This window comes from Burkholderia sp. NLJ2 (assembly GCF_049487195.1).
Taxonomy (GTDB): Bacteria; Pseudomonadota; Gammaproteobacteria; order Burkholderiales; family Burkholderiaceae; genus Burkholderia; species Burkholderia pyrrocinia.
Genome location: NZ_CP137808.1, coordinates 1032714 through 1056543 on the forward strand (window position 1 = coordinate 1032714; position 23830 = coordinate 1056543).

Consider the following 23830-nt stretch of genomic DNA (forward strand, 5'->3'; position numbering starts at 1 on the left):
CGGCGTTGAAACCGCTGTCGACGCATCTTAGCGCGACGGGATGACCCGTGCGCGTCGTTGGCCGTTCGGCCAGCTCTCGTTAGAGCGACCGGCCGGCGAGCGCCATGCAGCCGCCCTGATTGCGCGGGAATACCGGAGCACATCGGCATCGCGCGTCGATCCGTAAAAGGTCGTATCATGAAACACGAAACACGAAATATGAAGTGACGGAGACTCACATGATCGAACTCGACGGCGCCGCGTCGGCCGTACTTGCCCGGCTGGCGTCCTTCGGCCAGGAAAACGATGCGCGGATGGCCGACCGCAGCCGCAAGATGCTGAACCTCGAGCCGGCCACGGCCGAACTGCTGTACCTCCTCGTCACCGGCGCGCGGCGCCGGCGCGTGCTGGAGATCGGCACGTCCAACGGCTACAGCGCGATCTGGCTCGCCCATGCGCTGCGCGAAACGGACGGGCAGCCGCTCGTCACCGTCGAGTTTTCGCCCGACAAGGCCGAGCAGGCGAGGGCCAACCTGCGCGCGGCGGCGCTGCAGGACTGGGCACAGGTGATCGAAGGCGATGCGACGCAGGTCTGCGCGGCCGTGACCGGCCCGTTCGACTGCGTGTTCTTCGATGCCGACCGCGTGAGCGCGCCGCAGCAACTGGCGCACCTGTTGCCGAAGCTGACGCCCGACGCACTGCTCGTCGCGGACAACGCGCTGTCCCATCCGGACGAGATCGCCGGCTATCTCGCCGCGGTCGATGCGCTGCGGCAGTTCGACACGACGATCGTGCCGGTCGGCAAGGGGCTCCACATCGCACGTCGCCGGAGGCCGGCATGACGCGCGCGACGCTCGAGCGCACGACACTGGGGCGCGACGCATACGGGGCGATCAGGGAGATGCTGGTCGACGAAGCGCGCTTCGCGGCGGGCGAGAAGATCAGCATCGAAGCGCTGTCGCGCGATCTCGGCATCAGCCGTTCGCCGGTGTGGGCGGCGGTGTCGCGCCTCGAAGCCGAGGGGCTGCTGCAGGTCGTGCCGCGCCAGGGCGTCTTCGTGATCGCCTTCGACCGTGCGCGGATCGTGGCCATCTTCGAGGCGCGGGAGGCGCTCGAGGGCATGGCCGCGCGCCTGGCGGCGCAGCGCATGACCCCCGACGACCACGCAGCGCTGGACGAAGCGTTGACGCGGCAGGCGCGCGCGGTCGCCACGCGCGACGGCGACGCATATCGCATCGCCAACCTCGACTTTCACCACGGACTGCTCGCGACGGCGCGCAACGCGACGATCGAGACGTCGCTCAGGGCGCTGTATGCGCAGGTGCAGACGATGTGTGCGGGCGGCGCGAGTCCGATGGACGACTGGGAGCGATTGGGCGGGAATGTCGCCGAACACCGGCAGGTGTTCGACATGATCGCGAAGCGCGACGCGGATGCCGCCGAGCGTGCGGCGCGCGAGCATGTCCGGCAGTTGCTCGACACGATTCTGGCGCGGGCAGGCGGAGAGGGCGCGGATGCCTGATCGCCTGCGAAACGCCGGCGGGCGACGGCAACGAGGATAAAGGAAAGCGGCCGTGGTCCGGGCTCGGGCCGTTGGCCGCCGCTTCGGGGATCGCGAGTGCGATCAGTCCTGCTGTACGCCCTGCGACGTCGACAGCATCCGCTCCACATATCGCGCGATCATGTCGACTTCGAGGTTGACCTTGTCGCCGGCCTTCACGTGGCGCAACGTCGTGACTTCGACCGTATGCGGAATCAGGTTGATCGAGAATTCGCAGCCGTCCGCGCGATCGCCGACCGTGTTGACGGTCAGGCTCACGCCGTTGACCGTGATCGACCCCTTGTACGCGAGATAACGACCGAGCTCGCGCGGTGCGACGATCCGCAACTCGTGCGACTCGCCGACCGGCGCGAAGCGCGACACGGTACCGAGGCCGTCGACGTGGCCCGACACGATGTGCCCGCCGAGGCGGTCGTGCGCGCGCAGCGCCTTCTCGAGGTTCACGTCGCCGGGTTGGGCGAGGCCGACCGTGCGGTTCAGGCTTTCGCGCGACACGTCGACGTCGAACGAGGCATCGGTCATTTCGATCACCGTCATGCACGCGCCCTGGATCGCGATGCTGTCGCCGAGCGCGACATCGGCGAGGTCGAGCCCGCCGGCCAGCACGGTCAGGCGCACACCCGCATCGGCCGACGTGCCGAGCGGATCGATCGATTCGATGCGGCCGACGGCCGCGACAATTCCGGTAAACATCGTGACGGTCCCGTTCAGTGCGTGGCGTCGGGCGGTGCGACCCGCGCCAGGATCCGCAGATCGTCGCCGATCCGCTCGATACCGTGGAACGACAGTCGCGTGCGTGCGTCGAGACTCGCCGGCGCGGCGAGGTCGAACATGCCGGCCGCGTCGGCGCCCAGCAGGCTCGGCGCGAGATAGACGAGCAATTCGTCGACGCATTGCTCGCGCAGCAGCGAGCCGTTCAGCTTGTGGCCGGCCTCGACGTGCAACTCGTTGACGCCGCGCGCGCCGAGCGCCGCCAGCATCGCGGGCAGGTCGACCTTGCCGTGCGCATTCGCGAGCGGCACGATTTCCGCGCCGCGCGCCTTCAACACGTTCGCGCGCATTTCGCCGCTCGCGTCGAGCCGGCCGCAGAAGATCAGCAGCGGCGCGCCTTCGAGCAGCCGCGCGTCGAGCGGCAGGTCGAGGCGGCTGTCGACCAGTACACGCTGCGGCTGGCGCGGCGTGTCGATGCCACGCACGGTCAGCAGCGGATTGTCCTCGCGCACGGTGCCGATGCCGGTGAGGATCGCGCAGGCGCGCGCACGCCACGCGTGCCCGTCGAGGCGCGCGGCGTCGCCGGTGATCCACTGGCTTTCGCCGGACGGCAGCGCAGTGCGGCCGTCGAGCGACGCGGCGGTCTTCATCCGCACCCACGGGCGGCCGCGCGTCATCCGCGACACGAAGCCGATGTTCAGCTCGCCGGCTTCATGCGCGAGCAGCCCGCAGCGCACGTCGATGCCCGCGTCGCGCAGCATCCCGAGGCCGCGCCCCGACACCTGCGGATTCGGGTCTTCCATCGCCGCGACGACCTTCGCGACGCGCGCTTCGGTCAGTGCGTTCGCGCACGGCGGCGTGCGACCGAAATGGCTGCACGGCTCGAGCGTCACGTAGACGGTCGAGCCCGCGACGTCATGGCCGCGCGAGCGCGCGTCCTTCAGCGCCTGCACTTCCGCGTGGTCCTGGCCGGCCGGCTGCGTGAAGCCTTCGCCGATCACGTCGCCGTCCTTGACGATCACGCAGCCGACGCGCGGATTCGGCGCGGTCGTATACATGCCGCGCGCCGCGAGCGCGAGCGCGCGCTCCATGTGGGCGAAATCGGTATCCGAGAACATGCGCGCGGCCCCGGGTCAGGCGGCGAGTGCCGCAAACGCGCGGCGCGCGGCCGCGAGCGTCGCGTCGATTACCGCGTCGTCGTGCGTGCTCGACACGAAGCCGGCCTCGTACGCGGACGGCGCGAAGTACACGCCCTCGTCGAGCATCAGGTGGAAGAAGCGGTTGAAGCGTTCGGTGTCGCTCTTCGTGACTTCCGCGAAGCTGGTCGGCACGCGCTCCGCGAAGTAGAGGCCGAACATCGCGCCGATCGAGTCGGCCGCGAACGGCACGCCGGCTGCGCGCGCTTCGGCCGCGAGGCCGTCGGCGAGGCGCTTCGTCTGCGCGGTGAGCGCGTCGTAGAAGCCCGGCGCCTGGATCAGTTGCAGTGTCTTCAGGCCCGCGGCGACCGCGATCGGGTTGCCCGACAGCGTGCCGGCCTGGTACACGCCGCCGAGCGGCGCGAGGTGGGCCATGATGTCGCGGCGGCCGCCGAACGCGGCGGCCGGCATCCCGCCGCCGATCACCTTGCCGAGGCAGGTGAGGTCGGCCGCGATCCCGTAGACCGCCTGCGCGCCGCCGAGCGCGACGCGGAAACCGCACATCACCTCGTCGAAGATCAGCACGGCGCCGTGCTTCGTGCACAGCGCGCGCAGCGCGTTCAGGAACTCGGGCGTGCCGCGCACGAGGTTCATGTTGCCCGCGACGGGCTCGACGATCACCGCGGCGATCTCGTCGCCGAACGCGCCGAATGCTTCCTCGAGCGCGGCGACGTTGTTGTATTCGAGGACGGTCGTGTGCTTCGCGATGTCGGCGGGCACGCCGGCCGACGTCGGGTTGCCGAACGTCAGCAGGCCCGAGCCGGCCTTCACGAGCAGGCTGTCCGCGTGGCCGTGGTAGCAGCCCTCGAACTTGACGATGCGGCTGCGGCCGGTGAAGCCGCGCGCGAGACGCAGCGCGCTCATCGTGGCCTCGGTGCCGCTCGACACCATTCGCACCTGCTCGATCGACGGCACGAGCTTGCAGATTTCCTCGGCGATCTCGATCTCGGCCTCGGTCGGTGCGCCGAACGAGAAGCCGTCGGCCAGCACGTTCTGCACGGCCGACAGCACTTCAGGATGGACGTGGCCGACGATCATCGGGCCCCACGAGCCGATGTAGTCGATGTACTGCTTGCCGTCGGCGTCCCAGAAATACGGGCCTTGCGCGCGCGCGACGAAACGCGGCGTGCCGCCGACCGAACGGAATGCGCGCACCGGCGAGTTGACGCCGCCGGGAATGGTCTTCTGGGCGCGTTCGAAGAGGATCTGATTGTTGGACATGGGCGAAACCTGCGAGAGAAGGGCGCGGGGGCCTGTGCACGGGCCGCGGCGCCTGGGCGGAACGATCGTCTGATTGTACCGGAGACGCGCTCGGCGGGCCCGTCGGCCGGTCCGCGGCCTTTCGGCGCGTAGGGAGAGGGACGGGGGACCGGAAACGAGGGCCCGATTCGACCCGGCCATCCATCCGGCTATCGCGGCGGCTTGCGCTTGCCGGTCAGCTCGGCCCAGCGTTTCTCGAGCGGGCCTTCGACCATCGGCTTGATCGACGTGCCGGAGCTCTGCGCATCCCAGGTCTGTACCGAGTACGGGTGGACGCGCAGTGCGTCGCGCGCGATCACGACGTCCTGATGGGCATCGACCAGCCAGTCGTACACGAAGTCGATGCACAGCCGGTAACCGCGCTTCGTCGACGGATCCGCTACCTCGTACGGTGCGCGCGTCACGTAGCCGGAGCCGAACACACCCTTGGGCTCCTTCGCGACGCGGTGCAGGAACACGCGGTCGCCCGGCAGGATGCCGCGCGCGAAGCCGCAGCCCCACACGTCATGCACGGCTTCGCCGGCCTTCACGCGCGCGGCGACGTCGGGCAGCTCGGGCCATGGCCATTTCTTGGGGCTCCAGATCAGCAGGAAAGCGGTCATCGGTTCGGTCGTACGTCGAATTGGTCAGACAAGAGAAGCCGGCAGCAGCAAGCTTAATCGAATCCGCGCGCGATCCTGCGATCCCGCGCGACGGGCGCCGCGCCGGTGTTTCCCGGCCCGCTACCGCACACGGCCCGCAGCATCCAAAAAAGTTGCGCGTACAATCATGGGCCTGAACGCGCCGTCCGCGGCGCGGCCTCCCGTCTTCACCGCCACGCGCGCCCCGATGCGCGCGGGCTCCATTCCGGATACCCATGTCTCACGTCGTCCGGCGCCGGCCCGATGCCCGGCTGATCCTGTTGCTCGGCGCGCTCGCCGCTTGCGGGCCGATCGCTACCGACATGTACCTGCCGAGCCTGCCGTCGATCGCCGACGGCTTCTCCGTCAGCGCCGGCGCCGCGCAGCGCACGCTGACGAGCTTCATGGCCGGCTTCTCGGTCGGCATGCTGCTGTACGGGCCGCTGTCCGACACGTGGGGCCGCCGCCCCGTGCTGCTCGGCGGCATTGCGTTGTTCACGCTCGCGAGCGTCGGCTGCTTCGTCGCGGGCTCGATCGACATGCTGATCGTCGTGCGCTTCCTGCAGGCGCTCGGCGCCGGCGCCGCGTCGGTGCTGGCCCGTGCGATCGCGCGCGACGCGCACGAGCCGAGCGACGCGGCGAAGGTGCTGTCGATGGTCGCGATCGTCACCGCGGTCGGGCCGCTGCTCGCGCCGCTGATCGGCGGCCAGATCCTGCGTTTCTCGGGCTGGCGCGGCGTGTTCGTCGTGCTGGCCGTGTTCGGCGCGGTGTGCGCGGCGACCGCGTACCTGCGCGTGCCCGAAACCTGGCCGAAGGAGCGGCGCAAGAGCACGGCCGTCCTTGCGTCGTTCGCGTCGTACGGGCGCATCCTGTCCGACCCCGTCGCGTGGGGGCACATGCTGTGCGGCGGGATGGCATTCGCGTCGATGTTCTCGTACATCACCGCGACGCCGTTCGTGTACATCGAGTATTTCCACGTGTCGCCGCAGCACTACGGGCTGCTGTTCGGGCTGAACGTCGTCGGGATCATGATCGGCAACTTCGCGAACACGCGGCTCGTCGGCCGCGTCGGCTCGCTGCGCATCATCGCGGCCGCGTCGCTCGTGAGCTGCATCGCATCGCTCGCGGTCGCGCTCGTCGCGCTGACCGGGTGGGGCGGGCTGTGGTCGATCGTCGTGTGCCTGTTCTTCGTCGTCGGCGTGGTCGGGATCCTGTCCGCGAACTGCACGACCGACCTCATGCATCGCTATCCGCACAACGCGGGCGCGTCGGCCGCCGTGTTCGGCGCGATGCAGCTCGCGCTCGGCGCGCTCGCGAGCGTCGCGATCGGCACACTCGCGGACGGCACGCCGTTCGCGATGGGCGTGACGATCGGCGTCACGGGCGTGCTGTGTTTCGCCGGCCGCTACCTCGTGTTGCGCTGGCACGGGCGGCCCGTGCCAGCGGGCGCCTGATCCTCCAGCCGGGCGGCACCATGAAAAACGCCACCGCGCGCGATGCGCCGGTGGCGTTTTTCGTTGGGGTGCAGGAAGCGGCTTGCGCCGCGCTGTGCATCAATCCCGCGCGACGTCCTTCGCCGCCGGCGACGCGCCATGGCTCAGCCAGTCGAGCACGTCGGCCGTTTCGTCGTCGTTCGCGCGCGCCTTCGCCTGCGCGACGGCCTCGGGCAGTTCGCCGTTCGTCGACGCGCGGCGGATCGCGACGCCCACCGCGAGGATGTCGATCATCAGCAGATGCAGGATCCGCGAGATCATCGACAACTGCGACTCGCGCATCTCGATGTGGTCGGTCTCGAGCGCGACGGTCGCGCGCTTCGCGAGCGGCGTGTTGCTCGACGTGATCGCGATCACCTTCGCGCCGGCCTGCATCGCGACGTCGAGCACGCGCAGCAGCTCGGGCGCGCGCCCCGACTTCGACACCGCGACGATCACGTCGCCCTTGCCGAGCAGCGCGGCCGACGCGGCCTGCATGTACAGGTCGCCGTACGCGATTGTCGGAATCCCGAAGCGGAAGAACTTGTAGTGCGCGTCCTGCGCGACGATGTTCGAGTTGCCGAGCCCGTAGAACTCGATGCGTCGCGCGCTGTTCAGGATCTCGATCGCGTTCTCGACATGCTCGAAGTTCAGGTGCTCGCGCAACTGCAGGATCGCCGACACCGTGTTGTCGAGCACCTTCGCGCCGAAGTCGGTGGCCGTGTCGCCGAGATGCACCTGGCTGTGGCTCATCGGGATCGTGCCGGTGAGGCCGGTGGCGAGCTTCAGCTTGAAGTCCGACAGCCCCTGGCAGCCGAGCGAGCGGCAGAAGCGGATCACGGTCGGCTGGCTCACGTCGGCCTTGCGCGCGATGTCGACGATCGGATCGTTGATGATCGAGCGCGGATGGTTCAGCGCGAGATCGGCGACGCGGCGCTCGGCCGGCGTCAGCGCATCGCGCATCTGGCGGATCCGCTCGAACACGGCCGACGACGCACCGCCCGAGCGGTTCGACAGTTGCTCCGCGAGGATCGCCGACACGCCGAGGAACGCCGGGTATTCGGCGGTGATCAGGTAGGTCGGGATGTTCTCGAGATAGTGCGTGAAGCGGCCCTTCGCCTCGAAGCGCGCGCGGAACGACGAGCGCGTGAACAGTTCGCCGAGCTTCAGCGCGACGCCGCCGCCGATGTACACGCCGCCGAGCGCGCCGAGCGTCAGCGCGACGCTGCCGGCGAACGCGCCGAGAATCCCGCAGAAGCATTCGACCGTCTCGAGCGCGAGCGCATCGCCCGCATGCGCGCGTTCGACGATCTCGACCGTGTCGACGGTCGCGGCGACGCGCTTCTTGTCGCGCGCGGCGAGCGCGCGATAGATGATCTCCATGCCGGGGCCTGCACACACGCGCTCGAACGACACGTGCGGAAACTTCTTGCGCGCGTACTGCAGCACCAGGTCCTCGCGCTCGTCCTGCGGCGCGAACGACGCGTGGCCGCCCTCGCTGCCGAGCGCGATCCAGCGGTCGTCGGCCGGAATCAGCCCCGACACGCCGAGCCCGGTGCCGGGCCCGAGCAGCCCGATCACGCTGTTCTGGCGGCGCGTGCCGCCGCCGACCTGCACGCGCTGCGCGTCGGTCAGGCCCGGCAGCGCCATCGCGAGCGCGGTGAAGTCGTTGACGACGAGCAGCGTGTCGAAGCCGAGCGCACGGCGCGTCGCCTCGATCGAGAAGCTCCAGTCGTGGTTGGTCATCGTGACCTGGTCGCCGTCGACCGGATTGGCGATCGCGATCGCCGCGTGGTTCACGCGGCTGATCTTCACGTCCTTCAGGTACTTGCGGATCGCGTCGGTGATCGTCGGATAGTCGGCGCCGGGATATACGCGGATCTGCGTGATCTCGCCCGGGCCGGTTTCCAGCGCGAAGCGCGCGTTGGTGCCACCGACGTCCGCGAGCAGGCGCGGGCCGTCGGCATGCTGTCCCGCGACGACCGCCTTACTTTGCGCACCAGTAGACATCGAGCTGGGTCCCCTTGTCGTTGGCCAGTTGGGAAATCGCGTTCTTCTGCAGCGACGCGGCCGCGGCGTCGAGCACGTCGCGCTTGGCGGGGCCCGCGATCAGCAGGAACAGCCGGTCGACGCGCTTGAGCGCATCGAGCGAAAAGCTCACGCGCGCGTGCGGCGCGGCGCCCGGATGCACGGCGACGAAACGCTCGGGCGTCGCGATCGCGTGGTCCCATTCGGGTGCGTCGGCGAAGATCGACGCGGTGTGGCCGTCCTCGCCCATGCCGAGCACCGCGACGTTCGGTACGCGGTAGTCGGGGTTCGCGTTGAGCGCGGCGACGTGCACGTCGAGCGTGGCGCGCGTGTCGACGAGCGGCAGGAAGCGGGCAGGGGCCGCCGCGTGCTGCAGCAGCGTGTCGCGCACGAGGTGCGCGTTGCTGGCCGCGTCGTCCTCCGGCACCCAGCGGTCGTCGACCAGCGTCACGTCGACGCCGGCCCAGTCGAGCGCCGCATGCGACAGCGTTTGCAGGAACGGGCGCGGGCTCGTGCCGCCGGACACCGCGAGCGTCGGGCGCGCGGGGCCGGCGAGCGCCGCGCGCAGCGCATCGCCGACGGCGCGCGCGAGCGCTTCGCTTTGCGCTTCCTGGGTGTCGAAAGCGTGGATCTCGATCACATCTCCTCCGGACTGCTTTGTCTGTTCAAATCGTATGAATCGTGGGGCACGTTGCCGGACGCGGTGGCGCGCACGGCAACGTTCTGCATCAGTTTTCTTCTTCGAGCCAGCAGGTGTCGTGCTGCGCGAGCATCGCGCTCGCCGCAGCCGGCCCCCACGTGCCCGCCGCGTACGGCTTCGGCGGCTTCAGCGAGCGCGCCCATTCGTTCAGGATCGGCTCGACCCAGCGCCATGCGGCCTCCTGTTCGTCGCGACGCACGAACAGCGCGAGCCGGCCGTTGATCACGTCGAGCAGCAGGCGCTGGTACGCCTCCATCTGCCCTTCCTTGAAGAACTGGTCGAACGCGAGGTCGAGGTGCACGCTCGCGAGGTTCATCCCTTCGCCGGGCTGCTTCGCAAGGCAGTACAGGCGGATCGTCTCGTTCGGCTGCAGCCGGATCACGAGGCGGTTCGAACCGGCGCGCAGCGCGGTCGGTCCGAGCGCCGAATGCGGCACCGGGCGGAAGTTGACGACGATCTCCGCGACGCGGTCGGCGAGACGCTTGCCGGTGCGCAGGAAGAACGGCACGCCGGCCCAGCGCCAGTTCTCGATCTCGACCTTCAGCGCGACGAAGGTTTCGGTCTGGCTGTCGGGCTTCACGCCCGGCTCGGTCGCGTAGGCCGGCACCTGCGCGCCCTTGATCACGCCCGCATGATACTGGCCGCGCACGGCAACCTTGCCGATGTCGCGCGGATCGACCGGTTTCAGCGCCCGCAGCACGCGCAGCTTCTCGTCGCGCACCGAGTCGGAATCCATCGAGTGCGGCGGCTCCATCGCGACGATCGACAGCAGTTGCAGCAGGTGGTTCTGCACCATGTCGCGCAGCGCGCCCGTATTGTCGTAGAAATCGCCGCGCGCTTCGACACCGAGCTCCTCGGCGATCGTGATCTGGATGCTCTCGACCCATTCGCGGCGCCACAGCGGCTCGAACAGCGCATTGCCGAAGCGCAGCGCGAGCAGGTTCTGCACCGGCTCCTTGCCGAGGTAGTGGTCGATCCGGTAGATCTGGCCTTCCGCGAAGATCTCGCCGACCGCGTCGTTGATCGCATTCGACGAGCGCAGGTCGTAGCCGAGCGGCTTCTCGAGCACGATGCGCGAGCCTTCGCTCAGGCCGACCGACGCGAGCGCGTTGCAGATCGGCACGAACAGCGACGGGCCCGTCGCCAGATAGAACACGCGGATGCCGGGCAGCGATGCGATCGCGTCGCGCAGCACGGCGTAGTCTTCCGCGCGGCCGAGGTCGAGCTTCACGTATTCGATGCGTTCGAGGAAGGACTTCCAGGCGGTTTCGTCGAACGCCTTGCCGGCGGCCTTGACCGCGTGCGGCTTCACATGCGCGTCGACCCACTCCAGATAACCCGCCCGATCCGATTCGTGCCGCGCCACGGCGACGATCCGGCCGCTCTCCGCCAGCATGTTCGCACGGTGCGCTTCGAACAGCGCGGGCAGGATCTTGCGCATCGACAGATCGCCGGTGCCGCCGAAAAGTACGAAGGTAAAGCTGGAATCGGTATGCATGTGTCTCCGCCGGGTTTGGGGGTGCTGGGAAGCAATCCGTAGTGCGATAAAAATATTTTTGACACTGAATTGTAGTTTAACTACAATCCGCCGCAAGGGGTAGCACCTGGGTGAAGAAAAAAAGAAGTGCGGTCGATGAACTGCGCGAGCTTCGCCCTCGGGAGCGCCTTGTGCCGAATGTTATCGGACATTGATGGCGCGCACCGTCGCCCCCGGGCTCGCGTCGCATCATCGCGGCGGGCCAGAAACACAAAGAGGAGACACGCCGTTGAATCTCGATTCACGCTTTCTGTAAGAGCCCGGCCGGTCATCGGCCCCGTACGCTGCATGCGTCCCGCGGCTCGATTTCCCCGTCGTTATCAAGAAGCCGGTTCCCGGTCAGGGAACCTCACGAGTTGATTCAGTCTGGAGGAGATAAGTAATGAAAGTTCGCTCGATCATGGGTGCGCTCTGCGCGGCAGGTCTGATGGCTGGCGCCGTGGCGGCGCAGGCAGCCGAGAATGTAACGGTGCTGCACTGGTGGACCTCGGGCGGCGAGTCGAAGGCCGTCGGCGTGCTGAAGGACGACCTGCAGAAGCAGGGTTACGTGTGGAAGGACTTCGCGGTCGCGGGCGGCGCCGGCGCCGCGGCGATGACCGCGCTGAAGACCAAGGTGATCAGCGGCGACGCACCGTCGGCCGCGCAGATCAAGGGCCCGCTGATCCAGGACTGGGCTGACCAGGGCGTGCTCGTCAACGTCGATTCCGCCGCCGGCGACTGGAAGCAGAACCTGCCGCCGGAAATCGACAAGATCATCAAGTACAAGGGCCACACCGTCGCCGCGCCGTTCTCGGTGCACCGTGTGAACTGGCTGTACATCAACAAGGCCGCGCTCGACAAGATCGGCGCGAAGGTGCCGACCACCTGGCCTGAATTCTTCGCGGTGGCCGACAAGCTGAAGGCCGCGGGCATCCAGCCGGTCGCGATGGGCGGCCAGCCGTGGCAGGACCTGACGCTGTGGGAAGACGTCGTGCTGTCGCAGGGCCCGGCGTTCTACAAGAAGGCGCTGGTCGACCTCGACCAGGCGACGCTGACGTCGCCGCAGATGCTGTCCGTGTTCGACACGGTGCGCAAGATCCAGGGCTACTTCGATACGGGCCGTAACGGCCGCGACTGGAACCTCGCGACCGCGATGGTCATCAACGGCAAGGCCGGCATGCAGTTCATGGGCGACTGGGCGAAGGGCGAGTTCGAGAACGCGGGCAAGAAGGCGGGCAAGGACTACGTCTGCGCGGCGGTGCCGGGTACGGCGAATTCGTACACGTTCAACGTCGATTCGTTCGTATTCTTCCAGCAGAAGGGCGAGAAGGCCGCGTCGGCGGGCCAGGTCGCGCTCGCGAAGACGATCATGACGCCGGACTTCCAGGAGCAGTTCAGCCTGCTGAAGGGCTCGGTGCCCGTGCGCCTCGGCGTGAAGATGGACAAGTTCGACGACTGCGCGAAGAAGTCGTATGCCGACGAGCAGACCGCGATCAAGTCGGGCGGCTTCGTGCCGTCGCTCGCACACGGGATGGCGCAGAGCGATGCGACCGCCGGCGCGATCACGGACGTCGTGACGAAGTTCATGAACTCGCAGCAGGATTCGAAGAGCGCGGTCGCCGCGCTCGCGAAGGCCGCGAAGGTCAAGTAACGCGCGCCAGGCGCCCGGCCGGACACGCTTCATCGGCCGGGCGTTTTTGCAAGTGCAGCAAACGGGCTCGCCCGCGGGCCCGTGCCGTACCCGGTGCCGGCCCGGCCTGCGCCGCCCTCGTTCCAGGAGTCGAATCAAGTGGCTGCCCCTCTTAGCGGAAACGGATCCGGCGATGCCGCCGCACGGCGTACGTCGCCGATGTCGGCCTTCGCCGATCGCTGGATTCCGAAGCTCGTGCTCGCGCCGAGCGTCGCGATCGCCGTGGTGTTCATCTACGGCTTCATCCTGATTACCGGCTATCTGTCGCTGACCAACTCGCGGCTGTTGCCAAACTACGAATTCGACGGCTTCGGCCGTTACTCGGACCTGTTCCAGAACGACGTGTGGTGGACCTCCGCCGCGAACCTCGGCTGGTTCGGGATTCCGTTCATCGCGGTCTGCGTCGCGCTCGGGCTGTTCCTCGCGATCCTGCTCGACCAGCGGATCCGCAACGAAGGCGCGCTGCGCGCGATCTTCCTGTACCCGATGGCGCTGTCGTTCATCGTCACCGGCACCGCGTGGCAGTGGATCCTGAACCCGGGCCTCGGCCTCGAGAAGGTGATGCACGACTGGGGCTGGACGAGTTTCTCGTTCGACTGGCTCGGCGATCCGGACAAGGCGATCTTCTGTGTGGTGATCGCGGCCGTATGGCAGTCGACCGGTTTCGTGATGGCGCTGTTCCTGGCAGGGCTGCGCGGCGTCGATGCCGAAATCTTCAAGGCCGCGCAGGTCGACGGCGCGACGCTGCCGACCATCTACCGCAAGATCGTGATCCCGAGCATGCGCCCGGTGTTCTTCTCGGTGCTGCTGATCCTGTGCCACATCACGATCAAGACCTTCGACCTCGTCGTCGCGCTGACGGCGGGCGGCCCGGGTACGTCGTCGTCGCTGCCGGCGATGTTCATGTATACGTTTTCGTTCAACCGCGGCCAGCTCGGGCTCGGCGCGGCGTCGTCGGTGATGATGCTCGCGACCGTGGTCGCGGTGCTGGTGCCGCTGATGTATATGGAATCGAGGAGCACCCGCAATGCAGCCTAAGATGACGATCAGCCGGGCAGTGATCTATGCGGCGCTGATCCTGTTCGCGCTGTATTTCCTGTTCCCGATCTACGTGATGCTGTCGACGTCGTTCAAGGACCTCGACCAGTTGCGCACCGGCAACCTGCTGACGCCGCCCACCAACTGGACTGTCGATCCGTGGGTGAAGGCGTGGAGCGGTGCCTGTACCGGCGTGCGCTGCGACGGGATGAAACCGTTCTTCCTGAACTCGCTGCAGATGGTGATTCCGGCCGTGCTGATCTCGTCGCTGATCGGCGCGTTCAACGGCTACGTGCTCACGCACTGGCGCTTTCGCGGCGCGGACGCGCTGTTCACGATGATGCTGGTCGGCTGCTTCATCCCGTTCCAGGTGATCCTGCTGCCGATGGCGCGCCTGCAGGGGATGCTCGGCCTCGCCAATACGATTCCCGGCCTCGTGTTCGTGCACGTCGTGTACGGGATCGCGTTCACGACGATGTTCTTCCGCAACTTCTACGTGAGCGTGCCGTCCGAGCTCGTGAAGGCCGCGCGCATCGACGGCGCGGGCTTCTTCACGATCTTCACGAAGATCCTGCTGCCCGTGTCGCTGCCGATCTTCATGGTGTGCCTGATCTGGCAATTCACGCAGATCTGGAACGACTTCCTGTTCGGGATCGTGTTCTCCGGCGTCGATTCGATGCCGATCACGGTGGCGCTGAACAACCTCGTCAACACGTCGACGGGCGTGAAGGAGTACAACGTCGACATGGCCGGCGCGATCATCGCCGCGCTGCCGACGCTGCTCGTCTACATCGTCGCCGGCCGCTACTTCGTGCGCGGGCTGACGGCGGGCGCGGTGAAGGGATAAGCGCGGCTTTATCCGATACGACGAACCGGCCGCGCACGTCGCGCGGCGCATCGAAACGAACCCGACGCGGCGCCGCAGCGCCGCGCGAGACGAGACAGAGGATTCACAGCATGGCAAGCCTTTCCATCCGTGACGTGTACAAGACCTACCCGAACGGGGTGCCGGTCCTGAAGGGTGTCGACATCGAGATCGAGGACGGACAGTTCCTGATCCTGGTCGGCGGTTCGGGCTGCGGGAAATCGACGCTGCTCAACATGATCGCCGGGCTCGAGACCGTGACGAGCGGCGAGATCTGCATCGACGGCAAGGTCGTCAACGACCTGTCGCCGAAGGATCGCGACATCGCGATGGTGTTCCAGTCGTACGCGTTGTATCCGTCGATGACGGTGCGCGAGAACATCTCGTTCGGCCTGAACATCCGCAAGGTGCCGAAAAGCGAGCAGCAGCAGATCGTCGACCGCGTGTCGCAGATGCTGCAGATCCAGCACCTGCTCGACCGCAAGCCGGGCCAGTTGTCGGGCGGCCAGCGCCAGCGCGTCGCGATGGGCCGTGCGCTCGCGCGCGATCCGTCGCTGTTCCTGTTCGACGAACCGTTGTCGAACCTCGACGCGAAGCTGCGCATCGAGATGCGCGCGGAAATCAAGCTGCTGCATCAGCGCCTCGGCACGACGATCGTCTACGTGACGCACGACCAGATCGAGGCGATGACGCTCGGCGACCGGATCGCGGTGATGAAGGACGGCGTGGTCCAGCAGTTCGGCGCGCCGCAGGAAATTTACGATTCGCCGTCGAACCTGTTCGTCGCGGGCTTCATCGGCGCGCCGCCGATGAACTTCATCAACGGCAAGCTGGTCGAGCAGGGCAGCGGGATCGCGCTCGAGATCGACACGGGCCTCGCGCGCAGCGCGCTGAAGCTGCCGTTCGACGCGAAGCGGATGAATGGCCACGTCGGCCGCGAGGTGATCCTCGGCCTGCGTCCGGAGCGCATCACCGACGCACGCAACGCGCACAACGGCGAGGCGTCGAGCCTGCAGCCGATCGACGTGCGCGTCGACGTGACCGAGCCGACCGGGCCGGATACGCACGTGTTCGCGCAGGTGAACGGCAAGCGCATCGTGAGCCGCGTGCATCCGGCCGCGAACCCGCAGCCGGGGCAGACGCAGTCGCTGCTGTTCGACGTGTCGAAGGCCGTGCTGTTCGATCCGGCATCGGAAGAGCGGATCGCGTGACGTTGGGGCGCTCGCGCTGAATGAACGAGAAGGGGCCGTTTCGATAAACGGCCCCTTTTGTTTTGGCGCTGAAGTCGGCGCCGCGGCGGCAGTCAGTGCGGCAGCCGCACGTCGAACTTGAACGTCGCGAGCCGCGCGGCGAGGATGAAGCCGGTTGCGAGCAGCACGCAGTACACCGAGTCGAACTGCAGCCACACGAGCAGCAGGTAGAACCAGCAGCCGACGAACGCGCAGGTCGCGTACGGCCGCGAATCGCGCAGGATCAGCGGGATGTCGTTGCACAGCACGTCGCGGACGATCCCGCCCACCACGCCCGTGATCACGCCCATCATCACCGCGATGAAGCGCGGCATTTCGGCATCGAGCGCGATCGCCGTGCCCGAGATGCTGAAGATGCCGAGCCCGATCGCGTCGGCGACCAGCAGCAGCCGCTCGGCGGACAGCCGCGACAGCATCCGCAGCACGAACGGCGCGAACAGCGCGAGCACGAAGATCGCGATCACGTAGTCGTCGTGCACGACCCAGTAGAACGGCCGGCGCTCGAGCAGGATGTCGCGCAGCGTGCCGCCGCCGAACGCGGTGGCGAGTGCGACGACGAACGTGCCGACCGAGTCGAGGCGGTTCTTGCGCGCCTCGATGAAACCCGAAATCGCAAACGCCAGCGTGGCGATCGCCTCCAGTACGGCGATCGCGAGCGTCAGCCTAGGATGCGGCACGCGGCCCCCGGTCGGCGGGCGCCGCGAGCGGCTGCAGCAGCACGAGCACCGCGCCTGCGCCGCCGTCGTTGCCGCGCGCCTCGCAGAACGCGATCACTTCTTCCTTCTGCACGAGCCACGCGCGCACCTTGCCTTTCAGCACGGGTTCCTTGCCGATCGAGCCGAGCCCCTTGCCGTGGATCACGCGCAGGCAGCGCAGCCCCTTCTTGCCGGCGTCGCGGATGAAGTCGGCAAGCGCGTCGCGTGCCTCGTCGCGGCGCATCCCGTGCAGGTCGAGCTGCGCCTGCACGATCCACGCGCCGCTCCTCAGCTTGCGCACGACGTCGCGGCTGATGCCGGGGCGGTGGTAATACAGCGAGTCGTCGGTGTCTAGCAGCGTCTCGGGATCGAATTCGTCGGACAACGTCGCGTTCAGCACGTCTTCCTCGTCGCGCTGCGTCTGCTTCGGCACCGGGTCGGGCGGCGTGCGGCCGGACGCCGCGCGCGGCGGTGCGTTCAGCGGCTGGATCGAGCCGATTTCGTTGCGGAACAGGTTCGCGTCGGCTTCCGCCTTGCGCTCGGCCTTCGCGGTTTCGATGCGCGTGCGTTCGCGGCGCTCGGCTTCGCCCTTCAGGTTCGCGCGCAGTGCGCCGAGGCCGGCGAGGCCCTGGCCGCGCAATGCGGCCGGATCGGGCGCGGGCGGCGGGGCGGCCGGCGCGGGGTTCGCGGGACGGGCGGCGATCTGCCGCTTCGCGGGATCGCTCGGATGGGGCTGGTTCTTCGCCATGATTCGGTAGCAGGGCAGGCGCGTTCGGGCGCGCGGGCAAAAAAAAAGCCGCTGCGCGGCGGCAGCGGCTTTCCGGTCGAGCCCGCTTCGCGGCAGCGGACGCCATTGTAGCGCCCGGCGCGGCAAGGCTTGCGGCTTACTTCTTGTCGTGCAGGCTTTCGAGGTAGCGCTGCGCGTCGAGCGCGGCCATGCAGCCCGTGCCCGCGCTCGTGATCGCCTGGCGGTACACGTTGTCCTGCACGTCGCCCGCGGCGAACACGCCCGCGACGCTTGTCGACGTCGCGTTGCCGTGCAGGCCGCTCTTCGTCAGGATGTAGCCGTCCTTCATCTCGAGCTGGCCCTGGAACAGGTCGGTGTTCGGCTTGTGGCCGATCGCGACGAACACGCCCTGCACGTCGAGGTCTTCCTTCTCGCCGGTCTTCACGTTCTTGATGCGCAGGCCCGTGACGCCCGAATCGGCGCCCGTCACTTCGTCGAGCACGTGATCCCACTTGATCACGACGGCGCCTTCCTTTTCCTTCTCCAGCAGGCGGTCGATCAGGATCGGCTCCGCGCGGAACTTGTCGCGGCGGTGGATCACCGTGACCTTCTTCGCGATGCCCGTCAGGTAGAGCGCTTCCTCGACGGCCGTGTTGCCGCCGCCGATCACCGCGACTTCCTGGCCGCGATAGAAGAAGCCGTCGCAGGTCGCGCAGGCCGACACGCCCTTGCCCATGAACGCTTCCTCGGACGGCAGGCCGAGATACTGCGCGGACGCGCCGGTCGCGATGATCAGCGAGTCGCACGTGTATTCGCCCGAGTCGCCGATCAGGCGGATCGGCTGCTCGTGCAGTTTCGCGGTGTGGATGTGGTCGAAGACGATTTCGGTGTTGAAGCGCTCGGCGTGCTCGAGGAAGCGCGCCATCAGCTCCGGACCCTGCACGCCTTTCCCGTCTGCCGGCCAGTTTTCGACATCGGTCGTGGTCATCAGCTGGCCGCCCTGCGCGATGCCGGTGATCAGCACCGGGGACAGGTTGGCGCGGGCCGCGTAGACGGCAGCCGTGTAGCCGGCGGGGCCGGAACCGAGAATCAGGACTTTGGCGTGTTTGGGCGTGGACATGTGCGAATCCGTAAAAGGCGGCTGCGGCGGGCGGGGTAAGGGCTCGCCGAACGATCCGGGTTGACCGGGATGCCGTCATAGATGGGTATCAGACGCGCATTATAAAGGCCCCGTTGCTGCGCTGCCGAACGAGAGTTTCAATCGTGCCGATAGCGTTTCGCGGCGCACCTCCCGCGCCGGCGCGGCGAGCCGGGCGGCCGGCCGGCATGCGGCGGCGCGTTGTCGCAGGCCCGGGCAAGGGCTCGGCCGTCCGGCCGGCTTGCGGTCGCTGGCGGTGCGCGGTTCGGCACCCCGTCCCTGTTATGTAACCGTCATTTACACTTGGCGGCCCGGTGCAGCGTTTACAATAAGCGGGATCGAACGACAGGCGGGCGCACGGCCCGTCCTCTTTATACGGATTCATGGCAAAAGCTCCTTATTCCGCCCAGGCACAGGCGTTGCCGCACCGGATGTCGAAGCTCCTCACGGAGATCCGCTGGATTCTCCAGGTCGCGCTCTGCGCCTTTCTGGTGATGGCCCTGCTGAGCTACAGCCGGCGCGATCCGAGCTGGACGCACGCCGCGCAGGTGGACCACATCTCGAACTGGGCCGGCCGCGTCGGCGCGTGGACGGCCGACATCATCCTGCTGCTGTTCGGCCTGTCGGCCTACTGGCTGATCGTGCCGCTCGGGCGCCGCATCGCCGTCAACTACCGCCGCATCACGCGCCACGAGGCGATTCCCGACGAACCCGAGCGGCCGATCGGCTGGCTCACCGAAATCTTCTCGTTCGTGCTCGTCGTGCTGGCGTGCGACGGCATCGAGGCGCTGCGCATGTGGTCGCTGAAGGTGCAGTTGCCGCGTGCGCCGGGCGGCGTCGTCGGCGAGGCCGTCGCGGGTGCGATGTCGCACGCGTTCGGCTTCACGGGCGGCACGCTGCTGCTGCTGATCGCGCTCTCGATCGGTCTGTCGCTGTATTTCCGCTTCTCGTGGCTGTCGGTCGCCGAGCGCGTCGGCGGCGCGATCCTGTCCGCCGTCAACGTCGCGAAGCTGCGCCGCGAGGCCGAGCGCGACCGCAAGCTCGGCGAGGCCGCGGCCGTGCGCCGCGAAGGCAAGGTCGAAGAGGAGCGCGTGCGCATCGAGGATCACGAGCCCGTGACGATCGTGCCGCCGGTCGTCACGCCGGCGAAGTCCGAGCGCGTCGAGCGCGAGCGCCAGGTGCCGCTGTTCACCGACCTGCCGGGCGATTCGACGCTGCCGCCGGTGTCGTTGCTCGATCCCGCGCCGAAGACCCAGGAAGCGATTTCGGCCGATACGCTCGAATTCACGTCGCGCCTGATCGAGAAGAAGCTGAAGGATTTCGGCGTCGAGGCGAGTGTCGTCGCCGCCTATCCGGGCCCGGTCGTCACACGCTACGAGATCGAGCCGGCCACCGGCGTGAAGGGCAGCCAGATCGTCAACCTCGCGAAGGATCTCGCGCGCTCGCTGTCGCTCGTGTCGATCCGCGTCGTCGAGACGATCCCCGGCAAGAACTACATGGCGCTCGAGCTGCCGAACCAGCGCCGCCAGACCGTGCACCTGTCCGAGATCATCGGCTCCGAAGTGTATGCGGCCGCATCGTCGGCGCTGACGCTGAGCCTCGGCAAGGACATCGGCGGCAAGCCCGTGTGCGCGGATCTCGCGAAGATGCCGCACCTGCTCGTCGCCGGCACGACCGGCTCGGGCAAGTCGGTCGGGATCAACGCGATGATCCTGTCGCTGCTGTACAAGGCGACCGCCGAGCAGGTGCGCCTGATCCTGATCGATCCGAAGATGCTCGAAATGAGCGTCTACGAAGGCATTCCGCACCTGCTGTGCCCGGTCGTCACCGACATGCGCCAGGCCGGCCACGCGCTGAACTGGACGGTCGCGGAGATGGAGCGCCGCTACAAGCTGATGAGCAAGCTCGGCGTGCGCAACCTCGCGGGCTACAACAACAAGATCGACGACGCGGCGAAGCGCGAGGAGAAGCTGCCGAACCCGTTCAGCCTGACGCCGGAAGATCCCGAGCCGCTCGGCCGCCTGCCGAACATCGTCGTCGTGATCGACGAGCTGGCCGACCTGATGATGGTCGTCGGCAAGAAGGTCGAGGAGCTGATCGCGCGGATCGCGCAGAAGGCGCGCGCGGCCGGCATCCACCTGATCCTCGCGACGCAGCGTCCGTCCGTCGACGTGATCACGGGCCTGATCAAGGCGAACGTGCCGACGCGGATCGCGTTCCAGGTGTCGTCTAAGATCGACTCGCGCACGATTCTCGACCAGATGGGCGCGGAATCGCTGCTCGGGATGGGCGACATGCTGTACCTGCCGCCCGGTAGCGGGCTGCCCGTGCGCGTGCACGGCGCGTTCGTCGGCGACGACGAAGTGCATCGCGTCGTCGAGAAGCTCAAGGAGCAGGGCGAGCCGAATTACGTCGAGGGCCTGCTCGAAGGCGGCACCGCCGACGGCGACGAGGGCTCGGCCGGCGCGGGAACCGGCGAAGGCGGCGGCGAGTCTGATCCGCTGTACGACCAGGCGGTCGAGATCGTCATCAAGAACCGCCGCGCGTCGATCTCGCTCGTGCAGCGTCATCTGCGGATCGGCTACAACCGCGCGGCGCGGCTGCTCGAGCAGATGGAACAGTCGGGGCTCGTGTCGGCGATGTCGTCGAGCGGCAACCGCGAAATTCTTGTGCCGGCGCGCGACGCGGAATGAGTCCGCGGCGCCCGCAGCGCCGGCCACCCAGGGAGAAAACCGCATCATGCAGCAACTTTCGTTCGTCCCTTCCCTTCGCTCGACGCGGCGCTGGCTCGGCGCGGCGTTCGCCGGTGCATCGCTGATGCTCGCGGCGACGCATGCGTTCGCGGGCGGCACCGAACAACTGAAGGCCTTCGTGTCGCAGGTGCGCTCGGCGAAGGGCGACTTCACGCAGCAGATCGTCAAGGCGCCGGCCAAGGGCGCGAGCGCTGTGCAGGCCGCGCCGAAGCCCACCGACAATTCGAGCGGCACGTTCGTGTTCGCGCGGCCGGGCAAGTTCATCTGGACGTACCAGAAGCCGTACCAGCAGGTGCTGCAGGCCGACGGCGACAAGCTCTACGTATACGACCGCGACCTGAACCAGGTCACCGAGCGCAAGCTGAACGGCGCGCTGGGCGCGAGCCCGGCCGCGATCCTGTTCGGCAGCAACGATCTCGACAAGAACTACACGCTGCGCGATGCCGGCGAGAAGGGCGGCATCGAGTGGCTCGAGATGCTGCCGAAGGCGCAGGACACGCAGTTCCAGCGGATCGGCATCGGCTTCAAGAACGGCACGCTCGCCGCGATGGAACTGCATGACGTGTTCGGCAACGTCACGCTGCTGACGTTTACGAACATCCAGACGAATCCGCCGCTGAAGGGCGACACGTTCAAGTTCGTCGTGCCGAAGGGCGCGGACGTGATCACTGGCTGACCGGCGCCGCGCGCCGCGTTTTTCGCAACGGGCCTGCCGGCGACGGCAGGCCCGTGTTGTTTCCGGGCGCGGGCACCGGGCGCGGGCCACCGCGCACCGGGCGCGGCGGCGCCGTCGCGCGGCTGTCATAATGTCGGGTCCGGCGGCCCGTTCGGCCGCTACCGTTTGATGTGGAGCGAGGGTTCATGTCCGACCTGTTTCAAGTCGAGCCGCGCCGGCCGCTCGCCGAGGCGCTGCGGCCCAAGACGCTCGCCGAGGTGATCGGCCAGACGCATTTGCTGGGCGAAGGCAAGCCGCTGCGGCTCGCGTTCGAATCGGGCAAGCCGCATTCGATGATCCTGTGGGGGCCGCCCGGCGTCGGCAAGACGACGCTCGCACGGCTTACCGCGCTCGCGTTCGACTGCGAGTTCATTGCGCTGTCCGCGGTGCTCGGCGGCGTGAAGGACATCCGCGAGTCGATGGAGCAGGCGAAGGACACGCTGAACCGCACCGGTCGCCACACGATCCTGTTCGTCGACGAGATCCACCGCTTCAACAAGGGGCAGCAGGATGCATTGCTGCCGTTCGTCGAGTCGGGACTCGTGACCTTCATCGGCGCGACGACCGAGAACCCGAGCTTCGAGGTCAACTCGGCCTTGCTGTCGCGTGCGCAGGTGTACGTGCTGAAGTCGCTGGACGACGACGAGCTGCGCCAGTTGCTGAAGCGCGCGCAGGAAATCGCGCTCGACGGCCTCGCGTTCGACGACAAGGCGATCGATACGCTGGTCGGCTATGCGGACGGCGACGCGCGACGCTTCCTGAACCTGCTCGAACAGGCGCAGACGGCGGCATCGTCGGCCGGCGTCGCGACGGTCGACGCCGAATTCGTCAGCAGTGCGATGACGCTGAACGCGCGGCGCTTCGACAAGGGTGGCGACAACTTCTACGACCAGATCTCGGCGCTGCACAAGTCGGTGCGCGGGTCGAGCCCCGACGGCGCACTGTACTGGTTCTGCCGGATGATCGACGGCGGCGCGGATCCGAAGTATCTCGCGCGGCGGATCGTGCGGATGGCGTGGGAAGACATCGGCCTTGCCGATCCGCGCGCGTTGCAGATGGCGAACGACGCGGCCGAGACCTACGAGCGGCTCGGCTCGCCGGAAGGCGAACTCGCGCTCGGGCAGGCGGTGATCTATCTCGCATGCGCGGCGAAGAGCAACGCGGGCTACAACGCGTTCAACCAGGCGATGGCGTTCGTGAAGCAGGACAAGTCGCGCGAGGTGCCCGTGCATCTGCGCAACGCGCCGACCAAGCTGATGAAGGAGCTCGGCTACGGCCACGCGTACCGTTACGCGCACGACGAGCCGAACGCGTATGCGGCCGGCGAGACGTACCTGCCGGACGGGGTGCGCGAGCCGCACTGGTACAAGCCGGTGCCGCGCGGGCTCGAATCGAAGATCGCCGACAAGCTCGCATGGCTGCGCGAGCTCGACCGCGAGGCCGGCAAGAAGGACTGACGGGCAACGCGCGGATCGGCCGGCGCCCCGTTCCGAATGCGTTAGCGCTTGCGGCCCGGCTGCTGTTTCTTCCAGTACTCGAACGGCTCTTCGTGGCAGTCGATGTCGAGCTCGGCGACCCGCGCATGCAGGCGTTCCTGCGCGTCGGCGATCGCGAGGTTGTAGATCGCCGGCGCGATCTCCTCGACGAAGAAATGTAGCAGCGCGCCGGCCTGGATGTTGCCGATCGGCTCGTCCATGTTTTCCGTGAAATAGCGTTGCAGCGACGCGATTGCGCGGTCGCGTACATCCTTGTCCAGTTCGATGGCCATCGGGTTCCTTGAATGGCGGTAAGGCGATGCGGGGCGTCGTGCGACGCATTACGTGCGGCCGATGCACGCGTTTCGCCGCCGGCAACGGTTTGGCACGATGTGATGCTCCGGTCGCCGACGCGAGCCGGCATGGCGATACTGCCACGAC

General features: G+C 67.8%; 21 protein-coding genes. 10 read left to right on the plus strand and 11 right to left on the minus strand.

Annotated features, from left to right (window positions below):
- Positions 1 to 218 precede the first annotated feature (218 nt).
- Positions 219 to 821: an O-methyltransferase gene (locus tag R9B84_RS04735; RefSeq protein ID WP_423759401.1), complete on the plus strand. Its 603-nt coding sequence runs from the start codon at positions 219 to 221 to the stop codon at positions 819 to 821.
- On the plus strand, positions 818 to 1501 hold the full coding sequence (locus tag R9B84_RS04740; RefSeq protein ID WP_423759402.1) for a GntR family transcriptional regulator: 684 nt from the start codon (positions 818 to 820) through the stop codon (positions 1499 to 1501). Before R9B84_RS04735 ends, R9B84_RS04740 begins: the two co-directional genes overlap by 4 nt.
- Before the next feature lie 102 nt (positions 1502 to 1603).
- Here R9B84_RS04740 and R9B84_RS04745 read toward each other — a convergent pair whose 3' ends face one another.
- The 4 genes from R9B84_RS04745 to R9B84_RS04760 all read right to left on the minus strand — a co-directional run bounded on the left by R9B84_RS04745 (position 1604) and on the right by R9B84_RS04760 (position 5309).
- Positions 1604 to 2233 carry a riboflavin synthase gene (locus R9B84_RS04745; protein WP_423759403.1) on the minus strand — a complete coding sequence of 210 codons (630 nt, stop codon included), beginning with the start codon at positions 2231 to 2233 and terminating at the stop codon, positions 1604 to 1606.
- Positions 2234 to 2247: 14 nt separating this feature from the next.
- Positions 2248 to 3369, minus strand: coding sequence for a bifunctional diaminohydroxyphosphoribosylaminopyrimidine deaminase/5-amino-6-(5-phosphoribosylamino)uracil reductase RibD (gene ribD / locus R9B84_RS04750; RefSeq protein WP_423759404.1), 1122 nt, complete (start codon positions 3367 to 3369; stop codon positions 2248 to 2250).
- Between the two features lie 15 nt (positions 3370 to 3384).
- Complete coding sequence (hemL, locus tag R9B84_RS04755; RefSeq protein ID WP_423759405.1) at positions 3385 to 4668, minus strand: glutamate-1-semialdehyde 2,1-aminomutase; 1284 nt, start codon at positions 4666 to 4668, stop codon at positions 3385 to 3387.
- Between the two features lie 188 nt (positions 4669 to 4856).
- Positions 4857 to 5309, minus strand: a complete 453-nt coding sequence (locus R9B84_RS04760) for a hypothetical protein (RefSeq protein WP_174387715.1) — start codon at positions 5307 to 5309, stop codon at positions 4857 to 4859.
- A 254-nt stretch (positions 5310 to 5563) separates the two neighbouring features.
- Here R9B84_RS04760 and R9B84_RS04765 point away from each other — a divergent pair, with 254 nt between their 5' ends.
- Complete coding sequence (locus R9B84_RS04765) at positions 5564 to 6781, plus strand: Bcr/CflA family multidrug efflux MFS transporter (RefSeq protein WP_423759406.1); 1218 nt, start codon at positions 5564 to 5566, stop codon at positions 6779 to 6781.
- 99 nt (positions 6782 to 6880) lie between these two features.
- Here R9B84_RS04765 and R9B84_RS04770 read toward each other — a convergent pair whose 3' ends face one another.
- From R9B84_RS04770 to zwf, 3 genes are all read right to left on the minus strand, one after another.
- Positions 6881 to 8809, minus strand: coding sequence for a bifunctional transcriptional regulator/glucokinase (locus R9B84_RS04770; RefSeq protein WP_423759407.1), 1929 nt, complete (start codon positions 8807 to 8809; stop codon positions 6881 to 6883).
- Entirely contained in the window at positions 8787 to 9467 is a 681-nt protein-coding gene (pgl, locus tag R9B84_RS04775) for a 6-phosphogluconolactonase (RefSeq protein ID WP_423759408.1), read from the minus strand. Before pgl ends, R9B84_RS04770 begins: the two co-directional genes overlap by 23 nt.
- 88 nt (positions 9468 to 9555) lie before the next feature.
- Entirely contained in the window at positions 9556 to 11025 is a 1470-nt protein-coding gene (zwf, locus tag R9B84_RS04780) for a glucose-6-phosphate dehydrogenase (protein ID WP_423759409.1), read from the minus strand.
- Positions 11026 to 11446: 421 nt separating this feature from the next.
- On the opposite strand from zwf, the gene R9B84_RS04785 reads away from it, so the two are divergent.
- From R9B84_RS04785 to R9B84_RS04800, 4 genes are all read left to right on the plus strand, one after another.
- A complete protein-coding gene (locus tag R9B84_RS04785) occupies positions 11447 to 12694 on the plus strand; it encodes an ABC transporter substrate-binding protein (protein WP_423759410.1) in 1248 nt (415 codons plus the stop codon).
- A 138-nt stretch (positions 12695 to 12832) separates the two neighbouring features.
- On the plus strand, positions 12833 to 13771 hold the full coding sequence (locus tag R9B84_RS04790; protein WP_423759411.1) for a carbohydrate ABC transporter permease: 939 nt from the start codon (positions 12833 to 12835) through the stop codon (positions 13769 to 13771).
- On the plus strand, positions 13761 to 14618 hold the full coding sequence (locus R9B84_RS04795) for a carbohydrate ABC transporter permease (RefSeq protein ID WP_423759412.1): 858 nt from the start codon (positions 13761 to 13763) through the stop codon (positions 14616 to 14618). The genes R9B84_RS04790 and R9B84_RS04795 overlap by 11 nt, the downstream gene beginning before the upstream one ends.
- A gap of 110 nt (positions 14619 to 14728) precedes the next feature.
- The gene (locus tag R9B84_RS04800) at positions 14729 to 15847 is read left to right on the plus strand and encodes an ABC transporter ATP-binding protein (RefSeq protein ID WP_047900051.1); all 1119 of its coding nucleotides are present in this window, start codon (positions 14729 to 14731) and stop codon (positions 15845 to 15847) included.
- A 92-nt stretch (positions 15848 to 15939) separates the two neighbouring features.
- On the opposite strand, the gene R9B84_RS04805 is transcribed toward R9B84_RS04800, so the two are convergent.
- From R9B84_RS04805 to trxB, 3 genes are all read right to left on the minus strand, one after another.
- Positions 15940 to 16563 carry a trimeric intracellular cation channel family protein gene (locus R9B84_RS04805; protein ID WP_423759413.1) on the minus strand — a complete coding sequence of 208 codons (624 nt, stop codon included), beginning with the start codon at positions 16561 to 16563 and terminating at the stop codon, positions 15940 to 15942.
- A complete protein-coding gene (locus R9B84_RS04810; RefSeq protein ID WP_423759414.1) occupies positions 16550 to 17329 on the minus strand; it encodes a Smr/MutS family protein in 780 nt (259 codons plus the stop codon). The genes R9B84_RS04805 and R9B84_RS04810 overlap by 14 nt, the downstream gene beginning before the upstream one ends.
- Before the next feature lie 136 nt (positions 17330 to 17465).
- Entirely contained in the window at positions 17466 to 18428 is a 963-nt protein-coding gene (trxB, locus tag R9B84_RS04815) for a thioredoxin-disulfide reductase (RefSeq protein WP_423759415.1), read from the minus strand.
- A 401-nt stretch (positions 18429 to 18829) separates the two neighbouring features.
- Between trxB and R9B84_RS04820 the strand changes: the two genes are divergently transcribed.
- From R9B84_RS04820 to R9B84_RS04830, 3 genes are all read left to right on the plus strand, one after another.
- Entirely contained in the window at positions 18830 to 21139 is a 2310-nt protein-coding gene (locus R9B84_RS04820) for a DNA translocase FtsK (RefSeq protein ID WP_047900055.1), read from the plus strand.
- A gap of 46 nt (positions 21140 to 21185) precedes the next feature.
- Positions 21186 to 21875 (plus strand): outer membrane lipoprotein chaperone LolA, encoded by a 690-nt coding sequence (lolA, locus tag R9B84_RS04825; RefSeq protein ID WP_047901156.1) that lies wholly within the window; start codon positions 21186 to 21188, stop codon positions 21873 to 21875.
- A gap of 185 nt (positions 21876 to 22060) precedes the next feature.
- Positions 22061 to 23371, plus strand: a complete 1311-nt coding sequence (locus R9B84_RS04830; protein WP_423759416.1) for a replication-associated recombination protein A — start codon at positions 22061 to 22063, stop codon at positions 23369 to 23371.
- A 41-nt stretch (positions 23372 to 23412) separates the two neighbouring features.
- Here the strand turns inward: R9B84_RS04830 and R9B84_RS04835 are convergent, their stop codons facing one another.
- Complete coding sequence (locus tag R9B84_RS04835; protein ID WP_111017623.1) at positions 23413 to 23682, minus strand: DUF2164 domain-containing protein; 270 nt, start codon at positions 23680 to 23682, stop codon at positions 23413 to 23415.
- Positions 23683 to 23830: the final 148 nt, after the last annotated feature.